We start from the raw sequence: 23,437 nt of genomic DNA on the forward strand, positions 1-23,437 counted from the left end.
AAACTCTGTTAATCCTTCAGGAAACTTCAGATAAAAACAGAAAAATTTACTCTTTGCCTAAAATCAGTGCATCTTAATTTTTTCGTACCATATTGAATGCCTGTGTTTTACATATTCTTCATCAATCCATCCTGTTAACATGCTTTTAAGAAGAGGCCAGTTTGATTTAAATAAAAGAACTGTTCCTACATGAACAATGAAAGCTATCATAAATAAAAATCCAGTAAGGGTATGAATCAGAGTATTTATTGACTCCACTGTGGGTGAAAGCACAATCCATTGAAGATTTTTAAGAATTTTTATAATGCCTGTTACTGTTAAGATTAAAATTACTACTCCAATTCCCACATAGGCAATTCTCTGCTCAGGCAAATACTTGTCTGAAGGAGGCTCTTTACCAATTCCTATCATTGCTGCAAGCACTTTTATACTTTGAGATAAATCTCCTTTTTTAGGTAAAAGAGCAAACTCTTTTCTCAATCCATGATAAAAGATGTGAAAAATCACCCCTGCCACAAAAACAATGGATGCAATATAATGAACTACAGTGACATTATAAAAATCAGCAGTCCATGCAAATCCTGGAATTTCCGTTATGTAGTACCTTTTATAAAGAGGAAGACAGCCAAGCCCTGTAAAGAGTAAAACTATTCCAGACAAGGCAATGCTCCAGTGTTCAATAAGTTCAATGACACTGTGTCTTTTTATCTTATTTTTCATTGGGTTCCTCCTTTCTTGGTTTTTTAGATGAGAAGGCTGCTATGCTGGCTACAGCAGCTGAAAGAAATCCTGATGCCAGAACCAGTTTGCCAATGGGGTTAAATTTCGATTCTATCTTATTTTCCACATTTACAGGCATCTGAAATCTCTCTTTATTCTTTTTTAATGCTTTATCTATTTTTTCAAATGGGATTTTTGAAAGATAAAGGGTTGAAGTGCCTCCATTTTGTTTGTCTCCGTAAATGTAAAGTCCTTCTTCTTTAGCTTTCCTGTATGCAAGTTCATAAATGGTTTTTCTCTCACCAAATGTAAAAACTGCCTGCTGTCCCAATCTTTCTCTACAGGCAACCACACAGGCTGGCTCTTCGCCTTTTTTTATTTTATCCTTACATAAATCGCATTTATACATAACACCACCACCTGCATACTTGGGGAGAATTTTCAGATATATTCCGACTCCAGCCTGTCTTTGCGGAATATGCCATGGGCACACATCTCTGCATTTTGCTCCACCAAAGCAGAGTTTGTCATTGATTACAGAATTGCCTTCTGGTTGTTTTGTAAGTGCTCCAAAAGGGCATTCTCTAACACATGGCGGATTATCACAGTGCATACATCTTCTTGGAATGTAGAGTTCTTCCCCATCAATATTAACCTTCTGAACAAAAATCCAGTTATAGGGAGTTAAAGTGTCAATTTTTCCTCTTTTGTCAGACCAGTCTTCATAGGTTTTTCTGGGCCAGTATGGCTGAATCGGTTTTTCAGGCTCTGGAAATCTTTCTTTGTTGTAATCTCTGCATGCTTTTACACATCTTGGAATGGGTTCATCTTTACATCCATCACATTTTGTAAGATCAACGAGCATAGCATATTTACCTTCCCGTGCTTCTACATCATTCCCCAGGATTAATGAGCCACATATTGCTCCAGACAGAGCTAAAAATCCTCTTCTTGATATATTCATTTTATCCCTCCTTCAGCAACCTGCTGATTATCTTATTTTTCAACCACCTGCATAATTGAAGGAATTACAGGATAGGGTATTACTCATAAATTGGGAGATTAATCTTTCTGTTTGACTGCTTCCGCAGTTTGGACACTTCTCAGGTTCGTTTCTTTTGCGAACAGGTTTTAGAACCTGAAAGGTTAATTTGCAATCTTTACACTTATACTCATAAAAAGGCATAGTCTGCACCTCCCTATATTGAAGAGATGTAGGTTTTAATAACTTTTTCAATTTCCTTTTCAAGATTTTGCACAGAATCGGCATTACGCATTAAGCAATCATTAAGATAATACATTACAATTAAAAATCCAGCACTTTTCAGAGCTCCATTAATTGAAGCAAACTGGGTTATAATCTCTTCACAGGCTCTCCCGCTTTCTATCATTCTCTGAAGCCCTCTAATCTGCCCTTCAATTCTTCTAAATCTCTGGATAAGTTTAGTTTTATCTTTCTCCATTATACCTAACCCCCCTATAATTTTATTTTTATAATAAAACAAAGCATACAATTGTTGTCAAGCATGAAGGTATATTTTATCTTGCCTATTAAAAATTTTTATGCTAAAATAACTTTGTTCCATGGAAGATCATAAATTAAAAGTATTCTGTACAGTAGCTGAAACAAAGAGTTTTTCCAAGACTTCAGAGATTATTCATCTTACACAGCCGGCAGTGAGTCTTCAGATTCAAGCATTGGAAGAATTGTATGAAACTAAATTGTTTGACCGTTCCTCAGGCAGCATCACTCTGACTCCAGCAGGTGAGATACTTTATAAATACGCAAAGCAGATTTTAAGTTTATATGCTGAGGCTGCAAAAGAAATAAGCAAGATAACTGGATTAATAAAAGGCTGTGTTAAAATAGGAGCTGGCACAACTGTGGGGAACTATATCCTGCCAGCAGTTGCTGTGGACTTTAAAAAAAGGCATCCAAAAATCAGAGTAAGTGTATCAATCGGTAATGCAAAAAAAGTTCTGGAAATGCTCAATTCAAGCATGATAGATTTTGGAATTATCTCTGAGATGCCCGGGAAAAGCAAATTCGCTGTAGAATCAATTATATCTGATGAGTTATGTGTAATATGCTCTTCTGATCATCCTTTGAATAACCAGAAATCAGTCTCCATATATGATGTTGTGAAAGAGCCTTTTGTAATAAGGGAGGAAGGCTCAAGCACAAGGGTTATAATTGAAAAATTTCTTGCAGAGCATGGTATCAGTATTTCTGATTTGCATATATCACTTATTCTTGGAAGCACAGGTTCAATTAAAGAAGCAGTTGAAAGAGGCATAGGACTGTCTATTGTATCAAAGTGGGCTATTCGTAAAGAAGTATCCTGTGGCAATCTGAGAATTCTTAAACTGAAAGAAGGCAAGATAACCAGAGATTTTTATATTGTCTTGCCTAAAAATACGATTCTTTCTCCAGCAGTTGAAGAATTTATCACATATCTTAAAAACTATTCTTATTCAGACATGCTTTTATAGAGGGTCACCTACTTTATGAAGTCTCACCACATTTCTATTGCCTAAGAAAGGTGAACTCGCAACAAATACAACTGCCTCACCATTTTTGACAATATTCAACTTTTTTAATTCTGTTTCGGTTTTTTTCAAAAATAGATTATCTATCATATCAATTTTTTGAGTTATGTGTTTGGGAATAATGCTCCACAGAAGAGAAAGTCTTCTCCATACTTTTTCATCCGGGGTAAAAGCTATCACAGGCATTGAAGGTCTAAGTTTAGATATAAGCAATGCTGTAAATCCTGAGTGTGTGAAAACAACAATAGCTTTTGCTTCTATGTCCTGAGCTACTTTAACTGCACCTGAAGCAATCGCTTCAGGGAAATATTTACTTACCTTAAAGGCTGTTATAATTTTATCTGATAGATTTTTTTCAGTAAAACTTATAATGGAACTCATTGTCTTAACTGACTCAACAGGATATCTTCCAGTAGCTGTTTCTGCAGACAGCATCAGGGCATCTGTTCCATCAAGCACAGCATTTGCTACATCACTTGCTTCTGCTCTTGTTGGTCTTGAATGTTCTGTCATTGATTCCAGCATCTGGGTTGCTGTTATAACAATTTTTTTTCTCTGATTTGCAATATCTATAAGCATTTTTTGATAAAAGGGAACTTCTTCTGGAGGCAATTCAACACCAAGGTCTCCTCTTGCAACCATAATTCCCTCTGTAATATCAAGAATTTCATGAATGTTTTCAAGTGCTTCTCTTTTTTCTATTTTGGCAATCAATGGTGGCAGCGTAATATTTTGCTGCTTTGCCCATTTTTTAATTAATTCAATGTCATGGGCAGTCCTTACAAAGGATAAAGCAACGTAGTCAACATCAAGTTTGATTGCAAAGGCAAGATCAGATTTATCCTTTTCAGTAAATGAACCTATAGAAGTTCTTGTAAATGGAAGATTTACTCCCTTTCTTGACTTTAGAACTCCTCCTTCAATAACTCTACCAATCAATTTATCTTTTAGTTTTTCAATTATCTTGATTTTTAGTATTCCATCATCTATTAAAACATCCTCGCCAGGTTTAACATCTTCAAGTAGAAGAGGATAGGAAATGAAAATTCTTTTATTATTTGAAAATTCACTGCCAGGATAAATTTCTACTGTTTCTCCCTCCCGAAGCAGAACTTCATTATTTTCAACATCACTTATTCTGATTTTAATTCCCTGAAGGTCTCCGAGAATTGCTACTGCTTTTTTTAATTTTTTTGCTTCTTCGCGAATTGTCTTTACAACACTTTCAAACCATTCATAGTTTCCATGGGAAAAATTAAGCCTTGCCACATCCATTCCATTTTTTATCATCTGATGTATCCTTTTTCTATGTTCAGAAGAAGGTCCTATTGTGCAGACAATTTTGGCTTTTCTCATAAAATTAAAACACCTCAACTGTTGTATTTTTTTTTCTAATTCTCAGATGGTTTTGCCATCCCTGAAGCTTTTCTTTATAATCGGTTCTGTAATGGGCACCAACACTGTTTTTTCTCTCTAAAGCTGCCTCTGTAATTATTAAGCCAACCATTACCATATTTTTAAGCTCTATAGCATAGGGATCAATAAAAAATCTTCCAGCAAGTTCTTCATAAAATGGAATAATTTTAACTTTTGCTGTACTGAGGGATTCTCCACATCTTATTACACCTACCTTTTCCCACATTGTTTGTCTCAGTTGTTCTCTCATTTTGTTTATTTCTGCCCTATTTAGTCCCTCTATATGAGGCTCAAAATTAATGAAGCTGGATTTATCCTGTGAACCCTCAACGTATTGTATTGCTCCCCGTGCAGCACGATAACCATAAACAAGTCCTTCAAGAAGGCTATTGCTTGCAAGCCTATTAGCTCCGTGAACTCCTGTGCATGCTACTTCGCCTGCTGCAAATAATCCTTCAATATTTGTTCTGCCCCAGATATCTGTCTCAACTCCTCCCATTATAAAGTGGGCTGCTGGAGAGACAGGAATCCAATGTTTTGTTATGTCAAAATTGAATCTCAAACATGTTGAGTATATGTAGGGGAATCTTTTTTTAATAAAATCCTCATTAAGATGGGTCATATCAAGATATACATGTGTTGCCTGAGTCCTTACCATTTCAGATATTATAGACCTTGAAACAACATCTCTTGGTGCAAGCTCTCCAAGTGGATGATAATTTTTCATAAATTCTTCTCCGTAAATATTTCTCAAACGAGCGCCTTCTCCCCGCATAGCCTCACTTAAAAGAAAGGCAGGAATACCCTGAGCATAAAGTGCTGTTGGATGAAACTGGACAAATTCCATATCTTTTAAATAAGCACCTGCCCGAAACGCCATTGCCATTCCGTCTCCAGTGCAAACTTTTGGATTGGTTGTTCTTGCGTAAACCTGTCCTGCACCACCTGTGGCAAGCACAGTTGCCTTAGAAAAACATTTTATAATTTTGTCTCCCCTTAAAAGGAGTGCTCCATAACATCTGCCTTCTTCAACGATAAGATCAACAGCCATTGTAAATGAGGCTTTAGTAACTCTTTCTAAGGTTGAAACTTTGTTTATCAGAACTCTCTCTATTTCTCTTCCTGTTGAGTCTCCATGAGCATGAAGAATTCTTTTTCTTGAATGAGCTGCTTCTAAGGTAAAAGCAAGCTTAGAGCCTTCTTTGTCAAACTCAGCTCCCCAGTTAATAAGTTCTATAATTCTCTGAGGTCCTTCACTTACAAGGATTTTAACCGCTTCTTCATTGCATAATCCATCGCCAGCTTTGATTGTATCTTCAAAATGAATTCCTATCTCATCTTCATCGCTTAATGCAACAGCTACACCACCCTGAGCATACTCAGTGGAGCTCTCAGTGGGTAAATCCTTTGTTGCCACAATAACATTTCCATGACTGCCAAGTTCAATTGCTGCTCTAAGTCCTGCCACACCGCTTCCAATGATGAGATAGTCAGTATAAATTTTTTCAGACATACTAATCCTCAAAGGTTATTCTAAGCACTTCTTCAATTGATGTAATACCCTGCATCACTTTATATATTCCACTCTGTCTTAATGTTATCATTCCGAGTTTTACTGCTTCTTTTTTTATTTCTGATGCTGAAGCACCTGTTAAAATAAGCTCTTTTATTTCATCTTTAATGGGCATAACTTCATATAAAGCAACTCTTCCTGAGTATCCTGTTTTACTACAATTAGTGCAACCTTGTGGCCCATAAACTTTAATCTGCTCAATTTTGTCCTCCGGCAATCCTGCTTTAAGAAGGTATTCTTTTGAATGCTTTTCCTCTTTTTTACAATGGGGACACAATTTTCTTACAAGCCTCTGGGCTACAATCAGAATTACGGAAGAGGATATTAAAAAAGGCTCTATTCCCATATTTATAAGTCTTGTTATTGTGCTTGCAGCATCGTTTGTATGAAGTGTGCTAAGAACAAGATGCCCTGTAAGAGCTGCTTTTACTGCGATCTCTGCAGTTTCAAAATCTCTTATCTCACCCACCATTATGATGTCAGGGTCCTGCCTCAGGAATGCTCTAAGCGCGGATGCAAAGGTAAGCCCGACTTCCTCTTTTACCTGAACCTGATTTATTCCCGGGAAACTATACTCTACAGGGTCTTCAACGGTCATTATGTTAACCTCAGGCTTGTTAAGTTTCAACAATGCTGAGTAAAGGGTTGTTGTTTTCCCCGAACCTGTAGGTCCTGTGACAAGAATCATTCCATAGGGTTTGCTCAAAGCTTCAAGGAAAAAATCTAAGGATTTTTTTTCAAATCCAAGGCGTGTAAGGTCAAGCTGAAGAGAACCTTTTTCAAGTATTCTTAAGACAACCTTTTCTCCATGAATAACTGGAAGAGTTGATACTCTGAAGTCAACTTCTTTACCTGAAATTTTTAACTTGATTCTTCCATCCTGTGGAAGTCTTTTTTCAGAGATGTCAAGATGAGCCATTATTTTAAATCTTGTTGTTAGTGGTCCCTTTATTTGAGATGGAAGATTTAAGACATTATGAAGAACACCATCTATCCTGTATCTTACGAAGACTCCTTTTTCATAGGGTTCAATATGAATGTCAGATGCTCTCATTTTTAAAGCATCCAGAAGGATTTTATCAGCAAGTTTTATAATGGGAGCTTCTGGCTGTACAGTTTCCTCTTTTATCTCTGTTTCATCTTCAGCAGTTGCAGCAGCACTTTCTACTAAATTCACAAAAGCTTTCTCCTCAGTGTTGGTTTTAATTAAACTGTATATGAGTTCTGTTAATTCAGAGTTTTTTATAAGATAAACTTGTAGATTAAATCCAGTTAGGATGGATTTTATAAAATTTAAATTTGCTACTTCAGAAGTTGCTACTTTTATAGTGTTTTCTGTTTTGCTGAAGGGAATAAATTTATACTTTTTTATGAACTCCTCTGAAACTAACTTAAAAACGCTTTTGTCTATTGATTGAACAGTAAGATGAATCAGAGGATAGCCATATATTTCACTTAGTGCAGAGAAAATCTGGTCTTCAGAGGCATATCCTAAGCGAGTAAGAATTTCGCCAATCTTACTTTTTTCTGCTTTTTGAACTTTTAATGCATGAAGAAGCTGTTCCTCCGTGATAGTTCCTTTCTTAACCAGATATTCTCCTAAGGAAGTTATACCAACAATTCCCATTATAGTTTGATTTTAATAAAATTAAGTAAATTTTTCACTTCTTCCACTTTTGAAAATGCCATTATATGAATTCCATGACAGAGCTTTTGCTCCATTATATTTAGTATTAACTTTCCTGCAAGCTCAACTCCGAATTTTTCAACATCCTCATCCTTTAATCCCTCAATTTTATCTATTAACCAGCCCGGCACACTGACACCCGGAACTTTACTGTTAAGATAGTGTAACATTTTTTTACTTCTTATAATAACTATACCTGCAATTACCTTTGTATTGAATTTTCCTGCATGTTCCATAAATTTCTCAAGCAGTGCAGTTTCAAATATCATCTGTGTTTGAAAGAATTCTGCACCCATCTTAAGTTTTTGCTCAAATCTTTTTAGCTGAGGTATTAAAGGCTCCGCGTTAGGATTTACCACAGCACCATAAAAAAATTCTGTTTTCCCATTTAGTTTATTTCCATTCAGGTCAAATCCATTGTTAAGATTATTTACCAATTTCAAAAGGATTGAAGAATCTATATCATAAACAGGTTTTGCTTCTTTATGATCTCCCATGACAGGATGATCTCCTGTCATTACCAGAAGATTTCTGATCCCCAATGCATGTGCACCAAGAAGATCTGATTGAATGCCAATTCTGTTTCGGTCTCTGCATGTCATCTGAAGCACCGGTTCAAAACCTAAATCAAGAGAAATTTTACACGCAGCCAGAGAACACATTCTCATTTTACCAGATGGATTGTCAGTAAAATTTACAGCATCAACCAGCAACTTCAACTCCTGCAATTTATTTACCATTTGCGATATTTCAGTTCCCTTAGGTGGAGTTATTTCTACAGTGATTACAAAATCTCCATTTATTAACTTTTTCTTGAGATTGCTCAACTTACTTCTCCTTAAACATTCTTGGTGAGTTAGCCTTTGACCAGTCTTTTGGACCTAAAATATTTTCATAGAATTTTTCTATGAGCCCTCTTTTTTTAAGAATTTCGTAGGCAACAATCCATGCGCACTTTCTCAAAGGATTCACCTCACATTTACCATCTTTATATCCTCCACAGGGACCATTGAGCATTGATTTTGGACAGAGGGTGACAACGCAAACTCCTGTAATAGCAAGAAAACATTCACCACACGCACGGCATCTTTCCTCAAATTCTCTCAGTCTTCGCATGTTGCCAATAAAAAGTGTGTCATTTACTGGAATAACAGGTTTTTCTTCAAAAAGCTCTGTAATACTCTGAGTTCCAGCACCACAGGATAAAACCATTATGCATTGAGCTTCCTCAATATCCTGTCTGTATTGAGAAAGTTCTCTTTTTGTTCCCAGAATCTGACAGCCTGTTTTTGCAATCATCCAACCAGTTACTTTTTTATTATTGTTTTCAAGCCACTGTTTTAAATTTAAAATTGCCTCTTCACTGCCTGTCCCGCACAGGGTTGCACATTCCGAGCATCCTATGAGAAAAAATTTATCAAAATTTTCAATGTATTCTTCAATCTCTTTGAGGTCCTTTTTTCTGGTTATAATCATAGTAAACCTCGTTGAAGCTTAGTTGCATAGATTGTATTTTCCATTAGCATTGCTATTGTCATTGGTCCCACTCCTCCTGGAACAGGAGTTATGTAAGAAGCTTTTTCTTTTACCTCATTAAAAGCCACATCTCCTGCCACTTTTCCATCAGCTGTCACATTTATTCCAATGTCAATTACAACGGCACCTTCCTTTACCATTGAAGCATTAATGAACTTTTCTTTACCTATGGCAACGCATAAAATATCAGCTTTTTTTGTTATCTCACGAAGCTCTTTTGTTTTACTGTGGCAGACTGTAACTGTGGAGTTTCTTTTTAATAAAAGCAAAGAGAGAGGCTTACCCACTATAATACTTCTTCCAACAACAACAGCATTTTTACCTTCTAAATTGATTTTATATTCATCAAGCATTCTTAAAACTCCTTTTGGTGTGCACGGAATGAACAGAGGAGTATCCATTAAAAGTTTTCCAAGACAGTACGGAGTAAAGCCATCAACATCTTTAGAGGGATTTATTTTTTCTAAAATTTTTTGTTGATTTAGATGTTTTGGAAGAGGTAACTGAACCAGAATTCCATTTACCTGAGGATTATCATTTAATCCATCAATTATTTTAATCAGGTTTGCTTCATCAGTATTTTCAGGAAGTCTATAAACCAGGCTTTCAATGCCCAATTCCTTGCATGTTTTTTCTTTAAAAGAGACATACTTTTGACTGGCTTTATTCTCACCAACCAGCACAACAGCAAGGCATGGCTTAATACCTTGATCTTTCAGATTATGGACTTCTTTTTTCAATTCCTCTTTAATCTTACTGGCAAGCAGTTTCCCATCAATAATCTCTGCACTCATTTATTTATCCTTGTTTATTAATTCCAGAGCTTCCTGTCTTGTTGTCTGGTTTTTTCTAAAAATACCTCTAACAGCAGAGGTAGTTGTTTTTGCACCAGGTTTTTTTATTCCTCTCATGCTCATGCAAAGGTGCTCTGCTTCAATAACAACCATGCATCCCTTTGGCTTTAATTTTTCCATTATCAAATCTGCCAGTTCTTTGGTCAGTCTTTCCTGAACCTGGGGTTTTTTTGCTAAGTAATCCAGTGCCCGGGGAAGCTCACTCAATCCAACTATTCTGCCATCTGGAATATAGGCAATATGAGCATATCCAAAAAATGGTAAAAAATGATGTTCACAAACGGAGTAAAAAGGTATATCTTTTAAAAGAACCATTTCATCGTGTGTTGCTCCTTCAATGCATTTGAGCAATTCTTCCTCAGGAGGTTCAAGCCCTTTAAAGATTTCTTCACACATCCTTGCAATGCGCTCAGGAGTTTCAATAAGTCCCTCTCTTTCAGGATTTTCACCAATTCCCTCAAGAATAAGTCGGACGCCTTTTTTTATTTTTTCTCTGTCAAACACAGTTTATCACCCTTTCATCAGTTATTATTAAGTCAACTTTTACATCGTGTAATTCTACAGGTAATTTATCTATGATTTGCTCTTCATATGCCAATCCTGCTGCTATACCTTTTTTTCTACAAAGAAGCTTATCATAAAATCCTCCGCCATATCCAATTCTGAAGCAGTTTTTATCAAAAGCCAACCCGGGCACGGCAATAACTTCAACATCTTCAAGCTGAGCTTTTTGAGCATTACAGGGCTCAAGAATTGATTTATAACCCTTAGTCAGTTCAGAGCGTTCCTTTACCCAGTAGATTTCTAAAATTTTTTCCTTTACCTTAGGAAAAGCGGTTTTTATTGAGAGTTTTTTACAGTATTCAAAAATTCTCCATGTGTCAACCTCACTTCCAAAGGATGCATAAAGAAGTACAGATTTTATATGTCTTTCTTTCAAAAACTCAATGAATTTTAAAGCAATTTTTTCATCCTTTCTGGTTTTTAAATCTTGCGGAATTTTGTTTCTCAGCTCCAGCATTTTTTTCCTGACTTCTTTTTTCATAATTTAAAATTATACCATTAACAGGCTTTTTTATGGTATTATAAAGCTTTATGGAAGCCAGAGAAATCATAGAATTCACTGAAAAATTTTTAATGCCAACATATGCAAGATTTCCTGTTGTTTTAAGAAAGGGCAGGGGTGTAAGAGTATGGGATGTTAATGGAAAAGAATACATTGATTGTCTTGCTGGTATTGCTGTCAATGTGCTTGGACACTGTCCGAGAAAAGTCGTAATTGCAGTTCAAAAACAGGTGCAGAGATTGATACATGTATCAAATCTTTACTATACAGAGCCTCAGATAAAACTTGCAAAAATTTTAATTGAAAACTCCTTTGCAGACAGGGTTTTCTTCTGCAATTCTGGAACTGAAGCAAATGAGGGTGCTCTTAAACTTGCAAGAATATACATGAAAAATAAATTTGGTGAGCAGCGATACGAATTTATTGCAGCAGAAAATTCTTTTCATGGAAGAAGCTTTGGAAGTCTCAGTGTAACAGGACAGGAAAAATATCATCATGGATTTGAGCCATTGCTCCCTGGAGTAAAATTTGTTCCCTTTAATGATGCAGAAGCCATAGAAAAAGCAATTACAGAGAAAACCTGTGCTGTAATTCTTGAGCCGATTCAGGCAGAAGGAGGAGTTAACATTGCAGATAAGAGCTATCTTAAGAAAGTTCGGGAGATTTGTAATAAACATCAAATTCTTCTTATTCTTGATGAGGTTCAGACAGGAATTGGGCGAACAGGCAAACTATTTGCCTATGAACACTTTGAAATGCAACCTGACATAATGACTCTTGCAAAAGGTCTTGGGGGAGGAATACCTATTGGAGCAATACTTGCACGAGAAGAAATTGCTCAGGCTTTTGCTCCAAAAACCCATGCTTCCACATTTGGTGGAAATCCTGTTGCCTGTGCGGCTGCAGTGGCAACTCTTGAGACATTGCTTGAAGATGGTTATCTTCTTGACTACTGCCAGCGAATTGCAAAGTATTTCATGAAAAAGCTGAGTGTATTAAAAGAAAAATATTCGGAAATGATTAAAGAAATAAGAGGCATGGGACTTTTAATTGGCATAGAGTTAACACAGAATGGAGCTCAGATTGTTAAAAAATGTATGGAAAAGGGACTTTTAGTAGGACTGGCAGGAGATGGTTCTGTTATTAGATTTACTCCACCCTTAATAATTGAAAAAGATGATGTGGATGAAGCAATCTCTATTTTTGATAAGGCATTGAGGGAGGTCTCACAGTGAAAAGAGATTATCTCAGAGTTTTTGATTTAAACAGAGATGAGTTTATTTCATTGATAAATAGAGCAATTGAGTTTAAATCAAATAAAGAGTTTTCAAAATGTCCTCTCATTGGAAAAAGCGTAGGAATGATTTTTGAAAAACCATCCACCAGAACAAGGGTTTCTTTTGAAGTTGCGGTGTATCAACTTGGTGGACATTCTGTGTGTTTAAGCTCAAGGGAACTGCAGCTTTCACGAGGAGAAACGATAAGAGACACTGCAGAGGTGCTTTCAAGATATCTTGACTGCATAGTAATCAGAACATTTTCTCATAGTATAATTGAAGAGTTTGCAAAGTGGTCAACTGTTCCAGTGATAAATGCTTTAACAGATGAACACCATCCCTGTCAGGCAATGGCAGACATGATGACAATTTTGGAAAAAAAGGGAAGTTTTGAAGGAATTAAGCTTGCCTATGTGGGAGACGGAAACAATGTGGCAAACTCTTTAATTGAAGCAAGTGCTTTAACGGGAGTGAAAATTCATGTAGCAACACCTGAAGGGTTTGAGCCTTCAGAAGAAGTAGTTGAAAAGGCAAAAGCTTATACTGAAGTAAAAATCTTTAACAATCCAGAAGAGGCTGTTAAAATGGCTGATGCAATATATACTGATGTATGGCTTAGTATGGGTGAAGAAGAAAACATTGAAAAGAAAAGAAAATTGAAAGATTTTCAGGTAAACAACGAGCTATTAAAACATGCAAAACCTGACGCCATTGTGATGCACTGTCTACCAGCTCACAGAGGAGAAGAGATCACTGATGAAGTGCTTGACGGACCTCGGAGCGTTGTCCTTGAGCAAGCAGAAAATAGACTCCATACCTCAAAGGCAATTCTTGAATTTTTGCTTATCATGTAGGAATTTTCCTACAATTGTGTAAGATTTTTCTGATTTACAACCTCCTATAAATTGTAGATAATTTATTAAAAACTTTTTAAGGAGGTTAAGCTATGCCCTGGAAAATGGACATCAATCCATTGGGTAGTCTTGCCTTAAGTGCTCTGGTTGCGGCAGTGCCTATTCTTTATCTCTTCTGGGCACTTGCCTACAAGAGAATGAAAGGGCACTGGGCAGCAATCTCAGCTGTAGCCATTGCTGTTTTGATCTCAATTGTTGCCTATGGAATGCCAGTGAATCTTTCTGTTCTTTCAGTTTTTAATGGTTTTCTTTTCGGTCTGTGGCCTGTTTGCTGGATCGTTGTTACAGCAGTTTATATTTATAATCTTTCCGTTGAAACAAAACAGTTTGAAGTTATCAAGAACTCGCTGGCTGCGATCTCCGATGACAGAAGAGTTCAGGCAGTAATTATTGCTTACTCTTTTGGTGCATTTCTTGAAGGTGCTGCAGGATTTGGAACACCTGTGGCAATCTCAGCTGCAATGCTTGCAGGATTGGGATTCAATCCAATTTATGCTGCAGGTATCTGTCTTATTGCAAACACAGCACCTGTTGCCTTCGGTGCAATTGGAATTCCTATTGTTGTTGGCTCAGCAGTCTCTGGCGTTGATATGATGGCAATGAGTAAGATGGTGGGAAGACAGCTTCCATTTTTCAGCATTATTGTTCCATTTTATATGGCTGTTGTTATGGCTGGATGGAAAAAAGCTGTTGAAATTTGGCCTATTCTTTTAGTAAGTGGTGGTTCTTTTGCATTAACACAGTTTTTAGTATCCAATTATATTGGTCCTTATCTACCAGACATTCTTTCATCAATTGTTTCTATTATTGCGACAGTAATATTTGCTAAAATATGGCATCCAAAGGAATCCTGGACCTTTGAACATGAAGCAGCAGCAACAGGAAGAGCAAAACTTGAATTTACTGCAGGACAGGTCTTTAGAGCATGGGCACCCTTTATTCTTCTTTCAATTTTCGTTGCTGCATGGGGAGTAAAGCCAATTAAAGCAGCACTGGATCAACTTTTAACAATAAAATTCCCGATAACAGGTCTTGATAAAGAAGTTATAGATCATCTTGGGAAACCAAAGGCTGCTGTTTATGTATTTAATATTCTTTCAGCAGCAGGAACTGCAATTCTTTTTGCAGGAATTCTTTCAATTCCAGTAATGGGAGCATCAATTGGAACAGCTCTCAGGGTTGCTGGACGGACTCTTAATCAGCTTAAGTGGCCTATCGTAACAATTGGAACAATTCTTGGATTTGCCTATCTTTATAACTTCTCAGGAATGGCGATTACTCTTGGTTATGCCTTTGCATCAACAGGAGCAATTTTCCCATTCTTTGCAGCATTTCTTGGCTGGCTTGGAGTTTTCATGACAGGTTCAGATACATCGTCGAATGCTCTTTTTGGAAAGCTTCAGGAAGTTACTGCCCGCCAGATTGGAGTTGATCCTGTTCTTACAGTGGCATCAAACTCATCCGGTGGTGTTTTTGGAAAGATGATTTCTCCTCAATCAATAGCAGTAGCAACTGCAGCAACTGGATATGTTGGACATGAAGGTGATATTTTTAGATTTACTCTCAAACACTCCATAATCCTTACCTTCATCATGGGAGTGCTTGCAATGCTTCAGGCATATGTATTTACATGGATGATCCCTCACTGGGAGCAGGTCGTACAAGCAGCTGCAGCAGCAAAACCTGCTGCTTCCACAGGAATTCCTGCACAAGGAATTAATTACCTTATTATTACATTTGCAGTTTCAATATTTATTGTGATAATTTCAAGAGTTGTTGGAAGAGGAGCTGTAAAATGATTGATAGCAACTTCATAAATAAGTGTAGAAATATTTTCGGTCCGGAAAATGTTATCACTGATAAAGCAGAATTGATAACTTATAGCTATGATGCCACCCCCGGGATTCCTCGGGAAATCCCCGGGGTGGTTGTTTTCCCTGAAAATACAAAACAGATTCAGGAACTCATATTTCTTGCAAGGCAGACAAAAACACCAATATATCCAAGAGGTGCAGGAACATGCCTAAGTGGAGGACCTGTGCCTCTAAGCAGAGGAGTTGTTATTTCCTTTCAAAAGATGAATAAAATTCTGGAGATTGATCCTGACAACTTAACAGCAACTGTTCAGCCCGGAGTTATTATCGCTGATTTGAACAATGCTGTTGCAAAATATGGACTTCTTTATCCACCAGATCCCGGCTCTATGGCAACTGCAACAGTTGGTGGCTCAGTGGCTGAAAACTCTGGAGGATTACGAGGATTGAAATACGGAGTGACAAAGCACTACATAATGGGAATGGAAGTTGTGCTTCCAACAGGAGAGGTTTTCCGTTATGGTGGAAAAACAGTAAAAAATGTTACAGCCTATGATTTTACAAGTCTTTTTGTTGGCTCTGAAGGAACACTTGGAATAATTACTGAAATAATATGCAAACTCATTCCTGCACCAAAATATCGTAAATCAATGATTGCATTCTTTGACAGGCTTGAAGATGCTGGAAAAACTGTTACTGATATTGTTCGAAATCATGTAATTCCTGCAACTCTTGAAATAATGGACAAAGTCACCATTCAGACTGTGGAAAACTATGCAAAAGTAGGACTTCCCACTGATGTGGAAGCTCTGCTACTCATAGAAGTTGATGGCATGGGTAAAGATTCTGTTGAGTGGGAAGCGCAAAAATGCGTTGAAATAATAAAACAGAACAATGGAAGATATAAAATAGCGGAAACTGATGCAGAAAGAGACGCCCTCTGGGCAGCCCGAAGAGCAGCATTACCAGCCCTTGCTCAGGTAAAACCTGCAACAGTGCTTGAAGACGCCACTGTTCCAAGAACAAAGATTGTTGACATGCTGGTTTCAATTCAAAATATTGCCAAAAAGTACAATTTAATGATTGGAACATTTGGTCATGCAGGGGATGGTAATCTTCATCCAACAATTCTGATAGATCCCCTTGATAAGGATGAGATGGAAAGACTTCATAAAGCAGTTGATGAAATATTTGAAGTGGCGCTGTCTTTTGGTGGCACTCTTTCTGGAGAACATGGAATTGGAGTGGCAAAGATCAAGTATCTCAAAAACGAAATCGGACGCTCCGGCGTTGAAACAATGCGCAGAATCAAGCAGGCACTTGATCCTGACAATATATTAAATCCCGGAAAGCTTGTTCCTCTGGAGGAATAAAGTGGCTAAAACAGTCTTTGATGATATCTCAACTTTAAAAAAAGAGCTGCTCAGATGCATGAAATGCGGCAATTGCATGTCCGTATGTCCCGTTTACAATGTGGAAAAAAAGGAATCCTCTGTTGCTCGCGGTAAAATTGCCCTTGGAGAGGCAATTATTGATGACAAAATTAATATAGATGATGAAACCCTTGTGAAACTCATTTTCAACTGTCTTGTATGCAAATCCTGCATGCTTGCATGTCCTTCTGGCGTAAGATTTGACAGAATTATTCTTGGACTTAGAGCAGCTATTGCAAGAAAAAAAGGAATTCCCTTTGTGAAAAAAGCTCTTTTTGGATTGTTGAAAAATCCAGAGCTTTTTGACAGAGGCATGAAAGCCTTTGCAGCCATGCAGGGATTTTTTCTTACAAAAGAAGGAGAAAAAATACGTGCACCAAGAGGATTTTTAAAACAGTTCGGGAAGAGATTTGATAGTGATTTCGTCTTACCAGAACTCAGCAAAGAAAGCTTCAGGGATAAGGTCTCTGAAGTCATAAATGTAGAAAATCCCCAGGCAACTGTAATATTTTTCACAGGCTGTTCTGTTAACTATTTTTATCCAGAGGTTGGTGAAGACCTGATTTATGTGCTTAAGAGAAACAATGTTACAGTTATAACTCCAAAAAATCAGAACTGCTGTGGAATGCCTGTAATGGTTCACGGAGATATTGAAACAGCAAGACAGCTTGCAAAGAAAAATCTTGATGTCTTTGAAAAAACTGCTGCCCAGTATATTGTCACAGTATGTGGCTCCTGTGGAAGCGCCATTAAGCATGAATATCCAATTATTCTTGAAGCAACAGAATATGAGGAAATGGCAAAAAAATGGGCTGAGAGAGTTTACGATATTTCAATATTTCTTTTGAAAGTCATTAAATTTGAGCCACCAAAGGGGAAAGTGGAGCTAAAAGTTACCTATCATGATCCATGTCACCTTAAAAAATCAATGAAGGTATTTAATGAGCCAAGACAGTTACTTAAAATGATACCGGGTGTGAGTCTTGTAGAGATGAAAAAACCTGATGCCTGCTGCGGTAGTGGTGGCAGTTATCATTTAACTCATGCTGAGACTGCTTTAAAAATTGCTCAGGCTAAGACAGAGGATATAAAGCAGACTCAGGCAGATGTGGTCTGCACAGGATGTCCTGCCTGTATGATGGAACTTTTTGAAGGAATCCGAAGATGGAATGGAAACTGTAAAGTTTTGCATACAGTTAATTTGCTGGCTAAGGCATATAAAAAAGAGGAGGCATAATGTGTTTGAGCTTTTTAAACAAAAGGCAGAGGCAATAAATGCAGAAGTACACAAATTCAGCAGTAAAGCAGAGGCTCTTGATTTCATAAAGGATTTTATTAAGCAGAATACTCCAAATAAAATTTCAAAGGGAGTGGTATGGTGTGATTCCGAATTCCTTGAAGGAGTTGATAAAGATACATTGCAAAAAGAGCTTCCTCAAATTGAGTTCAACATAGATCTCAATTCAGCAACATCAGCAAAAATAGGGATAAATCAGGCTGATTTTGGAATTGCAGAGACAGGAAGCCTTGTTGAAATATCAGAGAATGTCTCAAAAAGACTCTGTTCCACTTTACCTGAAATTCATATAGCAATCCTTCCAATGAAGAAGATTTTACCTGACATGGAGTCAGTATTTAAACAGATAGAAATTAACAAAATTCCATATATGACAGTAATAAGTGGTCCAAGCAGAACTGCTGATATAGAAAGAGTTCTTACAATCGGGGTACATGGACCTGAAAGGGTTGTTATTCTTTGTGTTGAAAATTTTTAGGAGGTTTATAAGTGATTAAGGAGGAGATAAGAAAAGCTCTATCCAACGCAAACCTTGGTGGAGCATTAACGAGATTTTCAGAAGCCTATGCTGTAAGCAGGCGTAAAGCCTATGAGGGACTTGATTTTGAGGAAATAAGAGAAAAAATAGCCTCTGCCAAAGCCTATGTGGCAGAGCATCTTGATAAAGTTGTGCAAACTTTTATTAAATCTGCTCAGGCAAACGGAGCAAAGGTTTTCTATACAAAAAGCCCGGATGAGGTGAGAAATTACATAATTGAACTGGCAAAGAAAAACAATGTAAAAAGCATTGTAAAATCAAAATCAATGGCAACAGAGGAGATTCATCTTAATAAGTATCTAAGACAAGAGGGCATTGAAGTTGATGAAACAGACTTAGGAGAGTGGATTATTCAGCTTGCAGGTCAGAGACCTTCTCACATGGTGCTTCCTGCAATACACCTTACAAGATATGATGTTTCCGATGTTTTTACAAAGAAGGTTGAACCTGTTGAGCCAGATATTGCCCAGATGGTTAAATTCGCAAGAAAACATTTAAGAAGAAAATTTCTTGCTGCAGATATGGGTATTACAGGAGCAAATATAGCTATTGCAGAAACAGGAACGATTGTTATATTCACCAATGAAGGTAACGGTCGTCTTACAATGACTTTACCTAAGATTCATGTGGCTGTGGTTGGCGTGGAAAAACTTGTGGCAAAAATGGAGGATATATTTCCAATTATAAAAGCTCTTCCCAGAAGTGCAACTGCCCAGCTTATTACAAGTTACATCTCCTTTGTTAGCAGACCCTATACGCACATAGATGGCTCTCAGAAGGAGTTTCATATAATACTTTTTGACAACAACCGTAGTGCCATAGCAAAAGACCCGATTTTTAAACAAACTCTGCAATGCATACGCTGTGCCTCATGTCTCAATGTATGTCCTGTATTTAGACTTATTGGTGGACATGTTTTTGGAAAGGTTTATACAGGTGGAATTGGAACAATTCTCACAGCATGGACAGAAGGGCTCAGAGCTTCAAAGGATATTCAGGGACTCTGTATTCAATGTGGAAACTGTGTTAAGGTATGTCCAGGTAAGATAAATATTCCAGAACTTATCTTAGAGATAAGGAAGAGACTTGCAAAAGAAGAGGGATTGAGTTTTAAAACAAAAGCAATATATTCTGTCGTAAACAACAGAAAATTATTTCATTCCATACTGAGAGCGGCATCAAAACTTCAAAAACCCTTTGAATCAAAGGGACTTATAAGGCATCTTCCATTCTTTCTGTCAGAATTAACTCAGGAAAGAAGCCTGCCTGCTATTGCGGATGTTCCTTTCAGAGATAGATTCAAAAAAATGAAACAGCCAGAATCAAAAATCAAGGCTGTATTCTTTGCAGGTTGCCTTATTGATTTTGCCTATCCTGAAGTTGGAGAAGCCCTTGTTAAACTGCTTAATGCTGCAGGCATAGAAGTTCTGTTTCCAGATGAGCAAACATGCTGTGGTGCACCTGCAAGATACTCTGGTGTAATGGATGTGGCAGCAAACAATTCAAAACAGAATGTGGAAGCACTTTTAAGTGTGGATGCAGACTATGTTGTATCTGCCTGCCCAACATGCACTGTGGCACTTAAAAAACAGTTTATTAAGGACATAAAGGAACAGAACTATAATGAAAAATTAATAAGCTCCGCTCAAAGGCTTGCGGAAAAGGTATTTGATGCCTCTGAGTTAGTCAATAAGCTCATAAAGGGTGGCAGAATTAAATTTAAAGAACTTCCTGAAATCACCTTCACCTATCATGATCCCTGCCATCTTATAAGAAGTCTTAATATATCTCAGGAGCCAAGAGAGAGCCTTATTTCAGCAGGGCTTAAACTCGTTGAAATGTTTGAGTCTGACACATGTTGTGGAATGGGTGGAAGTTATTCACTGAAATTTCCTGAAATATCAGGCACCATACTTAGAAGAAAGCTTGAAAATATCAAAAAAACGGAAACAAAGCTTGTTTGCACAGATTGCCCTGGCTGTGTCATGCAAATAAGAGGAGGAATTGATAAAGAGGGACTTCAGATAGAAGTAAAACACTCACTGGTAGTTCTTGCTGAAAGAATTAAATGAGAAATTTATAATAGAACGCTCAAAACAACCACAGGAGGATGTATATGTTAGGAGATCTCTCAATTGGTAAAAAACTCGGTATTGGATTCGGAATTGTCATTACTTCTCTTATTTTAATTGCGGTTTTAGGTTTGGTTGGTTTCGTTCAAATTCAATCATTGAAAGATGAGAATGTTTTAACTACAATAAAAACAATTTGCCTTTTAATTACAGGAATTGCATTATTTACGACATTAATTGGATTTTTCCTTGCTATTTCCATTTCTCAATCCATTAGAAAATCAGCGATAGAGCTTAAATCAGTTCTTGCTACTCTTAATAAAGGCGATTTTACAGTAGATATTAATGTCTACTGTAGAGACGAACTCGGTAATGCCTGTCAGATTTTACAAGAGATTATTCTAAAACGCAGGAAATTTTTTGCAGAATCAAAAAGGATATCCGATTCTCTTGCATTATCATCTGAAGAGCTTTCAGCAAAAACAGAAGAGATATCCAGAAATCTCAAATCCCAGACAGAGCGTGCAAGTCAGATTGCATCTGCTGCTGAGGAGATGAGCCAGACAGTGGTTGACATAGCAAAGAATGCATCACAGATAGCAGAAGTTTCTGTTACAACAGCCAGTGTGGCAAAAGATGGAAGAGACATGACACTTAATACTGCAAAGGAGATAAAAGTAATAGAAGGTGCCATACAGAAGCTTTCAGAGGTAATCAATGTTTTAGGAGACCGTTCCCGTCAGATTGGAGAGATTGTTACAGTGATAAAAGACATAGCAGACCAGACGAATCTGCTTGCATTGAATGCAGCAATAGAGGCAGCAAGGGCAGGTGAACAGGGTCGGGGTTTTGCGGTTGTAGCAGATGAAGTTCGCAAACTTGCAGAAAGGACAGCAAAGGCGACAGATGAGATAGCGGAGATGATAAGGGGGATACAGACAGAGGTAGATGTGGCAGAGGGTTCGATGGAAGATGCTACAAAGAAGGTGGCAAGTGGAGTTGAGCTGAGTCAGAAAGCTGCAAATATACTCGGACAGATACTTAGTAAGGCAGAGGAACTGCAGAGCATGATACAGCAGATAGCCTCAGCAACAGAGGAGATGAGCTCAGTTACAGACCATATTACTCAGGACATTGGAAGTATTGCAGAGGGAATAAAAGAGATTGCCACTACAGTGGAACAGACGTCTCAAACAGCATCTGACATAAGAAAACTCGGTAAAGATTTAAATATTGCAATAGGAATTCACAAAGCTATAAAGGAGGAATAGGATGATCAAAAAATTCAGTGTTAAAAGAGTTTTACAGGGCAGACTTTTTCTTGGTGAGGAGATTGTATCAGGTATTGTAAAGTTATTAAAAGAAAATGCGATAACCTCTGGGCTAATAAGTGGAATAGGAGCTGTTAAAAAAGCCAGCATAGGCTATTATGACCAGAGTGAAAAGAAGTATGTTTCTCAGGAGTTTAACGAACCAATGGAAATAGTCTCATTAAAAGGAAATATTTCAATAAAAGATGGTGAACCATTTCCTCACATTCACATTGTTCTTTCAAAAGAGGACTTTTCATGTATTGGTGGACATCTTTATGAAGCGGAAGTTTTTGCTTTTGAATTTGAGATCATAGAAATGGAGGGGAATTCTTTTATCAGAGGTTTTGATGAAGAAACAGGGCTTTTTTTATGGAAAAATTAACTCAGCATTTCTTCAAGGGTTACCTTAACGCATTCTGAAAGAGCATTGAGATTATAACCACCTTCAAGAACAAATATCTTTGGACAATAAGATGACCTGAGAATGCTTTTGATTATACTTCTTACGCCCTCAGTGGAAACATTTATATAGCTCATTGGGTCATCCTTATGCATATCATAACCTGCTGAAACAAGAATAAGTTCAGGTTTTGTCTCTCTTATTTTTTGCGGAAGTATATCCTGAAAAACAGTCATATACTCTTTTGTGCCTGAACCAGACCTTAAAGGTACATTATAAGTGCATCCTTCTCCTGCACCTCTTCCTCTTTCAATCTCTCTACCAGTTCCAGGATAAAAAGGAAACTGATGGGAACTAAAATAAAACACAGAACAGTCATCCTCAAATATATGCTGAGTTCCATTTCCATGATGAACATCAATGTCAATTATAAAAATCTTCTTAATTCCCTTTGTTTTTGCATAGGCTGCACCAACAGCAACATTATTGAAAATACAGAATCCCATAGAAGCGTCAATCTCAGCATGATGTCCGGGTGGTCTTACTGCACAGAATACTCCGTCAAAATCTTTATTTAAAACTCCGTCAACAGCATCCAGCACAGCACCCACTGCATAACAGGCAACTTCATAGGTGTATTCACTGAGATAAGTATCAGGATCAAGATAACCTGGTGGAGAATTTTTTATTCGCTCAATATAGTGAGATTCGTGAACCAGAGAAAGTTCTTCTTCAGTTGCTTTTCTTGGTTTAATGTGAATTAATCTATTCCATATTCCTTCGTTTTTAAGATGATTAACAATTGCAACGAGTCTATCCTTTGATTCAGGATGACCTGAAGGAGTCTCATGTTTTAAGAAAATTTCATCATAAATAAATGCAACCTTTTTATCCATAAATGATAATCACTTTTTATTATTTTGTCTCATCAAAATTCAAAATATCCATGTATTCCCATTTTTATTTTTATAATATTA

The 23,437-nt window shown here is 37.2% G+C and carries 23 protein-coding genes; 10 read left to right on the forward strand and 13 right to left on the reverse strand.

Annotated features, from left to right (window positions below; translation table 11 throughout):
- Positions 1-63: 63 nt before the first annotated feature.
- From V4D30_RS00150 to V4D30_RS00165, 4 genes are read right to left on the reverse strand one after another with little or no spacing between them, the layout of a single operon-like run.
- Positions 64-720 (reverse strand): cytochrome b/b6 domain-containing protein, encoded by a 657-nt coding sequence (locus tag V4D30_RS00150; protein WP_353684230.1) that lies wholly within the window; start codon positions 718-720, stop codon positions 64-66.
- Positions 710-1,684 (reverse strand): 4Fe-4S dicluster domain-containing protein, encoded by a 975-nt coding sequence (locus V4D30_RS00155; RefSeq protein WP_353684231.1) that lies wholly within the window; start codon positions 1,682-1,684, stop codon positions 710-712. Before V4D30_RS00155 ends, V4D30_RS00150 begins: the two co-directional genes overlap by 11 nt.
- Positions 1,685-1,723: 39 nt before the next feature.
- Positions 1,724-1,906: a zinc ribbon domain-containing protein gene (locus tag V4D30_RS00160; RefSeq protein WP_353684232.1), complete on the reverse strand. Its 183-nt coding sequence runs from the start codon at positions 1,904-1,906 to the stop codon at positions 1,724-1,726.
- 13 nt (positions 1,907-1,919) lie between these two features.
- Entirely contained in the window at positions 1,920-2,183 is a 264-nt protein-coding gene (locus V4D30_RS00165) for a metal-sensitive transcriptional regulator (protein WP_353684233.1), read from the reverse strand.
- A gap of 121 nt (positions 2,184-2,304) precedes the next feature.
- On the opposite strand from V4D30_RS00165, the gene V4D30_RS00170 reads away from it, so the two are divergent.
- Entirely contained in the window at positions 2,305-3,213 is a 909-nt protein-coding gene (locus tag V4D30_RS00170; protein WP_353684234.1) for a selenium metabolism-associated LysR family transcriptional regulator, read from the forward strand.
- Here V4D30_RS00170 and pyk read toward each other — a convergent pair.
- Genes pyk through V4D30_RS00210 form a run of 8 tightly spaced genes read right to left on the reverse strand, consistent with a single transcriptional unit; the run spans position 3,208 to position 11,381 of the window.
- Positions 3,208-4,626, reverse strand: a complete 1,419-nt coding sequence (gene pyk / locus V4D30_RS00175) for a pyruvate kinase (protein ID WP_353684235.1) — start codon at positions 4,624-4,626, stop codon at positions 3,208-3,210. The two genes, V4D30_RS00170 and pyk, sit on opposite strands and share 6 nt — an antisense overlap.
- Positions 4,627-4,630: 4 nt before the next feature.
- The gene (gene nadB / locus V4D30_RS00180) at positions 4,631-6,199 is read right to left on the reverse strand and encodes an L-aspartate oxidase (RefSeq protein WP_353684236.1); all 1,569 of its coding nucleotides are present in this window, start codon (positions 6,197-6,199) and stop codon (positions 4,631-4,633) included.
- A gap of 1 nt (position 6,200) precedes the next feature.
- Positions 6,201-7,886, reverse strand: coding sequence for a type IV-A pilus assembly ATPase PilB (gene pilB, locus V4D30_RS00185; RefSeq protein ID WP_353684237.1), 1,686 nt, complete (start codon positions 7,884-7,886; stop codon positions 6,201-6,203).
- Positions 7,886-8,773 (reverse strand): methylenetetrahydrofolate reductase, encoded by an 888-nt coding sequence (locus V4D30_RS00190; RefSeq protein WP_353684238.1) that lies wholly within the window; start codon positions 8,771-8,773, stop codon positions 7,886-7,888. Before V4D30_RS00190 ends, pilB begins: the two co-directional genes overlap by 1 nt.
- A gap of 1 nt (position 8,774) precedes the next feature.
- Complete coding sequence (locus V4D30_RS00195; protein WP_353684239.1) at positions 8,775-9,422, reverse strand: methylenetetrahydrofolate reductase C-terminal domain-containing protein; 648 nt, start codon at positions 9,420-9,422, stop codon at positions 8,775-8,777.
- Positions 9,419-10,276, reverse strand: coding sequence for a bifunctional methylenetetrahydrofolate dehydrogenase/methenyltetrahydrofolate cyclohydrolase FolD (folD, locus tag V4D30_RS00200; protein ID WP_353684240.1), 858 nt, complete (start codon positions 10,274-10,276; stop codon positions 9,419-9,421). The genes V4D30_RS00195 and folD overlap by 4 nt, the downstream gene beginning before the upstream one ends.
- Positions 10,277-10,840, reverse strand: a complete 564-nt coding sequence (gene folE, locus V4D30_RS00205; protein WP_353684241.1) for a GTP cyclohydrolase I FolE — start codon at positions 10,838-10,840, stop codon at positions 10,277-10,279.
- The gene (locus V4D30_RS00210; protein ID WP_353684242.1) at positions 10,833-11,381 is read right to left on the reverse strand and encodes a 5-formyltetrahydrofolate cyclo-ligase; all 549 of its coding nucleotides are present in this window, start codon (positions 11,379-11,381) and stop codon (positions 10,833-10,835) included. Before V4D30_RS00210 ends, folE begins: the two co-directional genes overlap by 8 nt.
- Positions 11,382-11,431: 50 nt before the next feature.
- Between V4D30_RS00210 and V4D30_RS00215 the strand changes: the two genes are divergently transcribed.
- The 9 genes from V4D30_RS00215 (at position 11,432) to V4D30_RS00255 (ending at position 22,442) form a co-directional block, all read left to right on the forward strand.
- Positions 11,432-12,637, forward strand: coding sequence for an acetylornithine transaminase (locus tag V4D30_RS00215; RefSeq protein ID WP_353684243.1), 1,206 nt, complete (start codon positions 11,432-11,434; stop codon positions 12,635-12,637).
- Positions 12,634-13,533 carry an ornithine carbamoyltransferase gene (gene argF / locus V4D30_RS00220; RefSeq protein ID WP_353684244.1) on the forward strand — a complete coding sequence of 300 codons (900 nt, stop codon included), beginning with the start codon at positions 12,634-12,636 and terminating at the stop codon, positions 13,531-13,533. The genes V4D30_RS00215 and argF overlap by 4 nt, the downstream gene beginning before the upstream one ends.
- A gap of 92 nt (positions 13,534-13,625) precedes the next feature.
- Positions 13,626-15,392 (forward strand): lactate permease LctP family transporter, encoded by a 1,767-nt coding sequence (locus V4D30_RS00225; RefSeq protein ID WP_353684245.1) that lies wholly within the window; start codon positions 13,626-13,628, stop codon positions 15,390-15,392.
- Positions 15,389-16,780 carry an FAD-linked oxidase C-terminal domain-containing protein gene (locus tag V4D30_RS00230; RefSeq protein ID WP_353684246.1) on the forward strand — a complete coding sequence of 464 codons (1,392 nt, stop codon included), beginning with the start codon at positions 15,389-15,391 and terminating at the stop codon, positions 16,778-16,780. Before V4D30_RS00225 ends, V4D30_RS00230 begins: the two co-directional genes overlap by 4 nt.
- 1 nt (position 16,781) lies before the next feature.
- Positions 16,782-18,077 (forward strand): (Fe-S)-binding protein, encoded by a 1,296-nt coding sequence (locus tag V4D30_RS00235; RefSeq protein ID WP_353684247.1) that lies wholly within the window; start codon positions 16,782-16,784, stop codon positions 18,075-18,077.
- Position 18,078: 1 nt separating this feature from the next.
- Positions 18,079-18,615: a lactate utilization protein gene (locus tag V4D30_RS00240; protein WP_353684248.1), complete on the forward strand. Its 537-nt coding sequence runs from the start codon at positions 18,079-18,081 to the stop codon at positions 18,613-18,615.
- Between the two features lie 11 nt (positions 18,616-18,626).
- The gene (gene ldhH, locus V4D30_RS00245) at positions 18,627-20,747 is read left to right on the forward strand and encodes an L-lactate dehydrogenase (quinone) large subunit LdhH (protein WP_353684249.1); all 2,121 of its coding nucleotides are present in this window, start codon (positions 18,627-18,629) and stop codon (positions 20,745-20,747) included.
- Between the two features lie 44 nt (positions 20,748-20,791).
- A complete protein-coding gene (locus V4D30_RS00250) occupies positions 20,792-22,018 on the forward strand; it encodes a methyl-accepting chemotaxis protein (protein WP_353684250.1) in 1,227 nt (408 codons plus the stop codon).
- Between the two features lies 1 nt (position 22,019).
- The gene (locus tag V4D30_RS00255) at positions 22,020-22,442 is read left to right on the forward strand and encodes a PPC domain-containing DNA-binding protein (protein WP_353684251.1); all 423 of its coding nucleotides are present in this window, start codon (positions 22,020-22,022) and stop codon (positions 22,440-22,442) included.
- Here V4D30_RS00255 and V4D30_RS00260 read toward each other — a convergent pair.
- The gene (locus V4D30_RS00260; RefSeq protein WP_353684252.1) at positions 22,439-23,356 is read right to left on the reverse strand and encodes a histone deacetylase; all 918 of its coding nucleotides are present in this window, start codon (positions 23,354-23,356) and stop codon (positions 22,439-22,441) included. The two genes, V4D30_RS00255 and V4D30_RS00260, sit on opposite strands and share 4 nt — an antisense overlap.
- Positions 23,357-23,437 lie beyond the last annotated feature (81 nt).

Origin of the sequence: Thermodesulfovibrio sp. 3907-1M, assembly GCF_040450955.1 — a bacterium.
Lineage (GTDB): Bacteria > Nitrospirota > Thermodesulfovibrionia > Thermodesulfovibrionales > Thermodesulfovibrionaceae > Thermodesulfovibrio > Thermodesulfovibrio autotrophicus.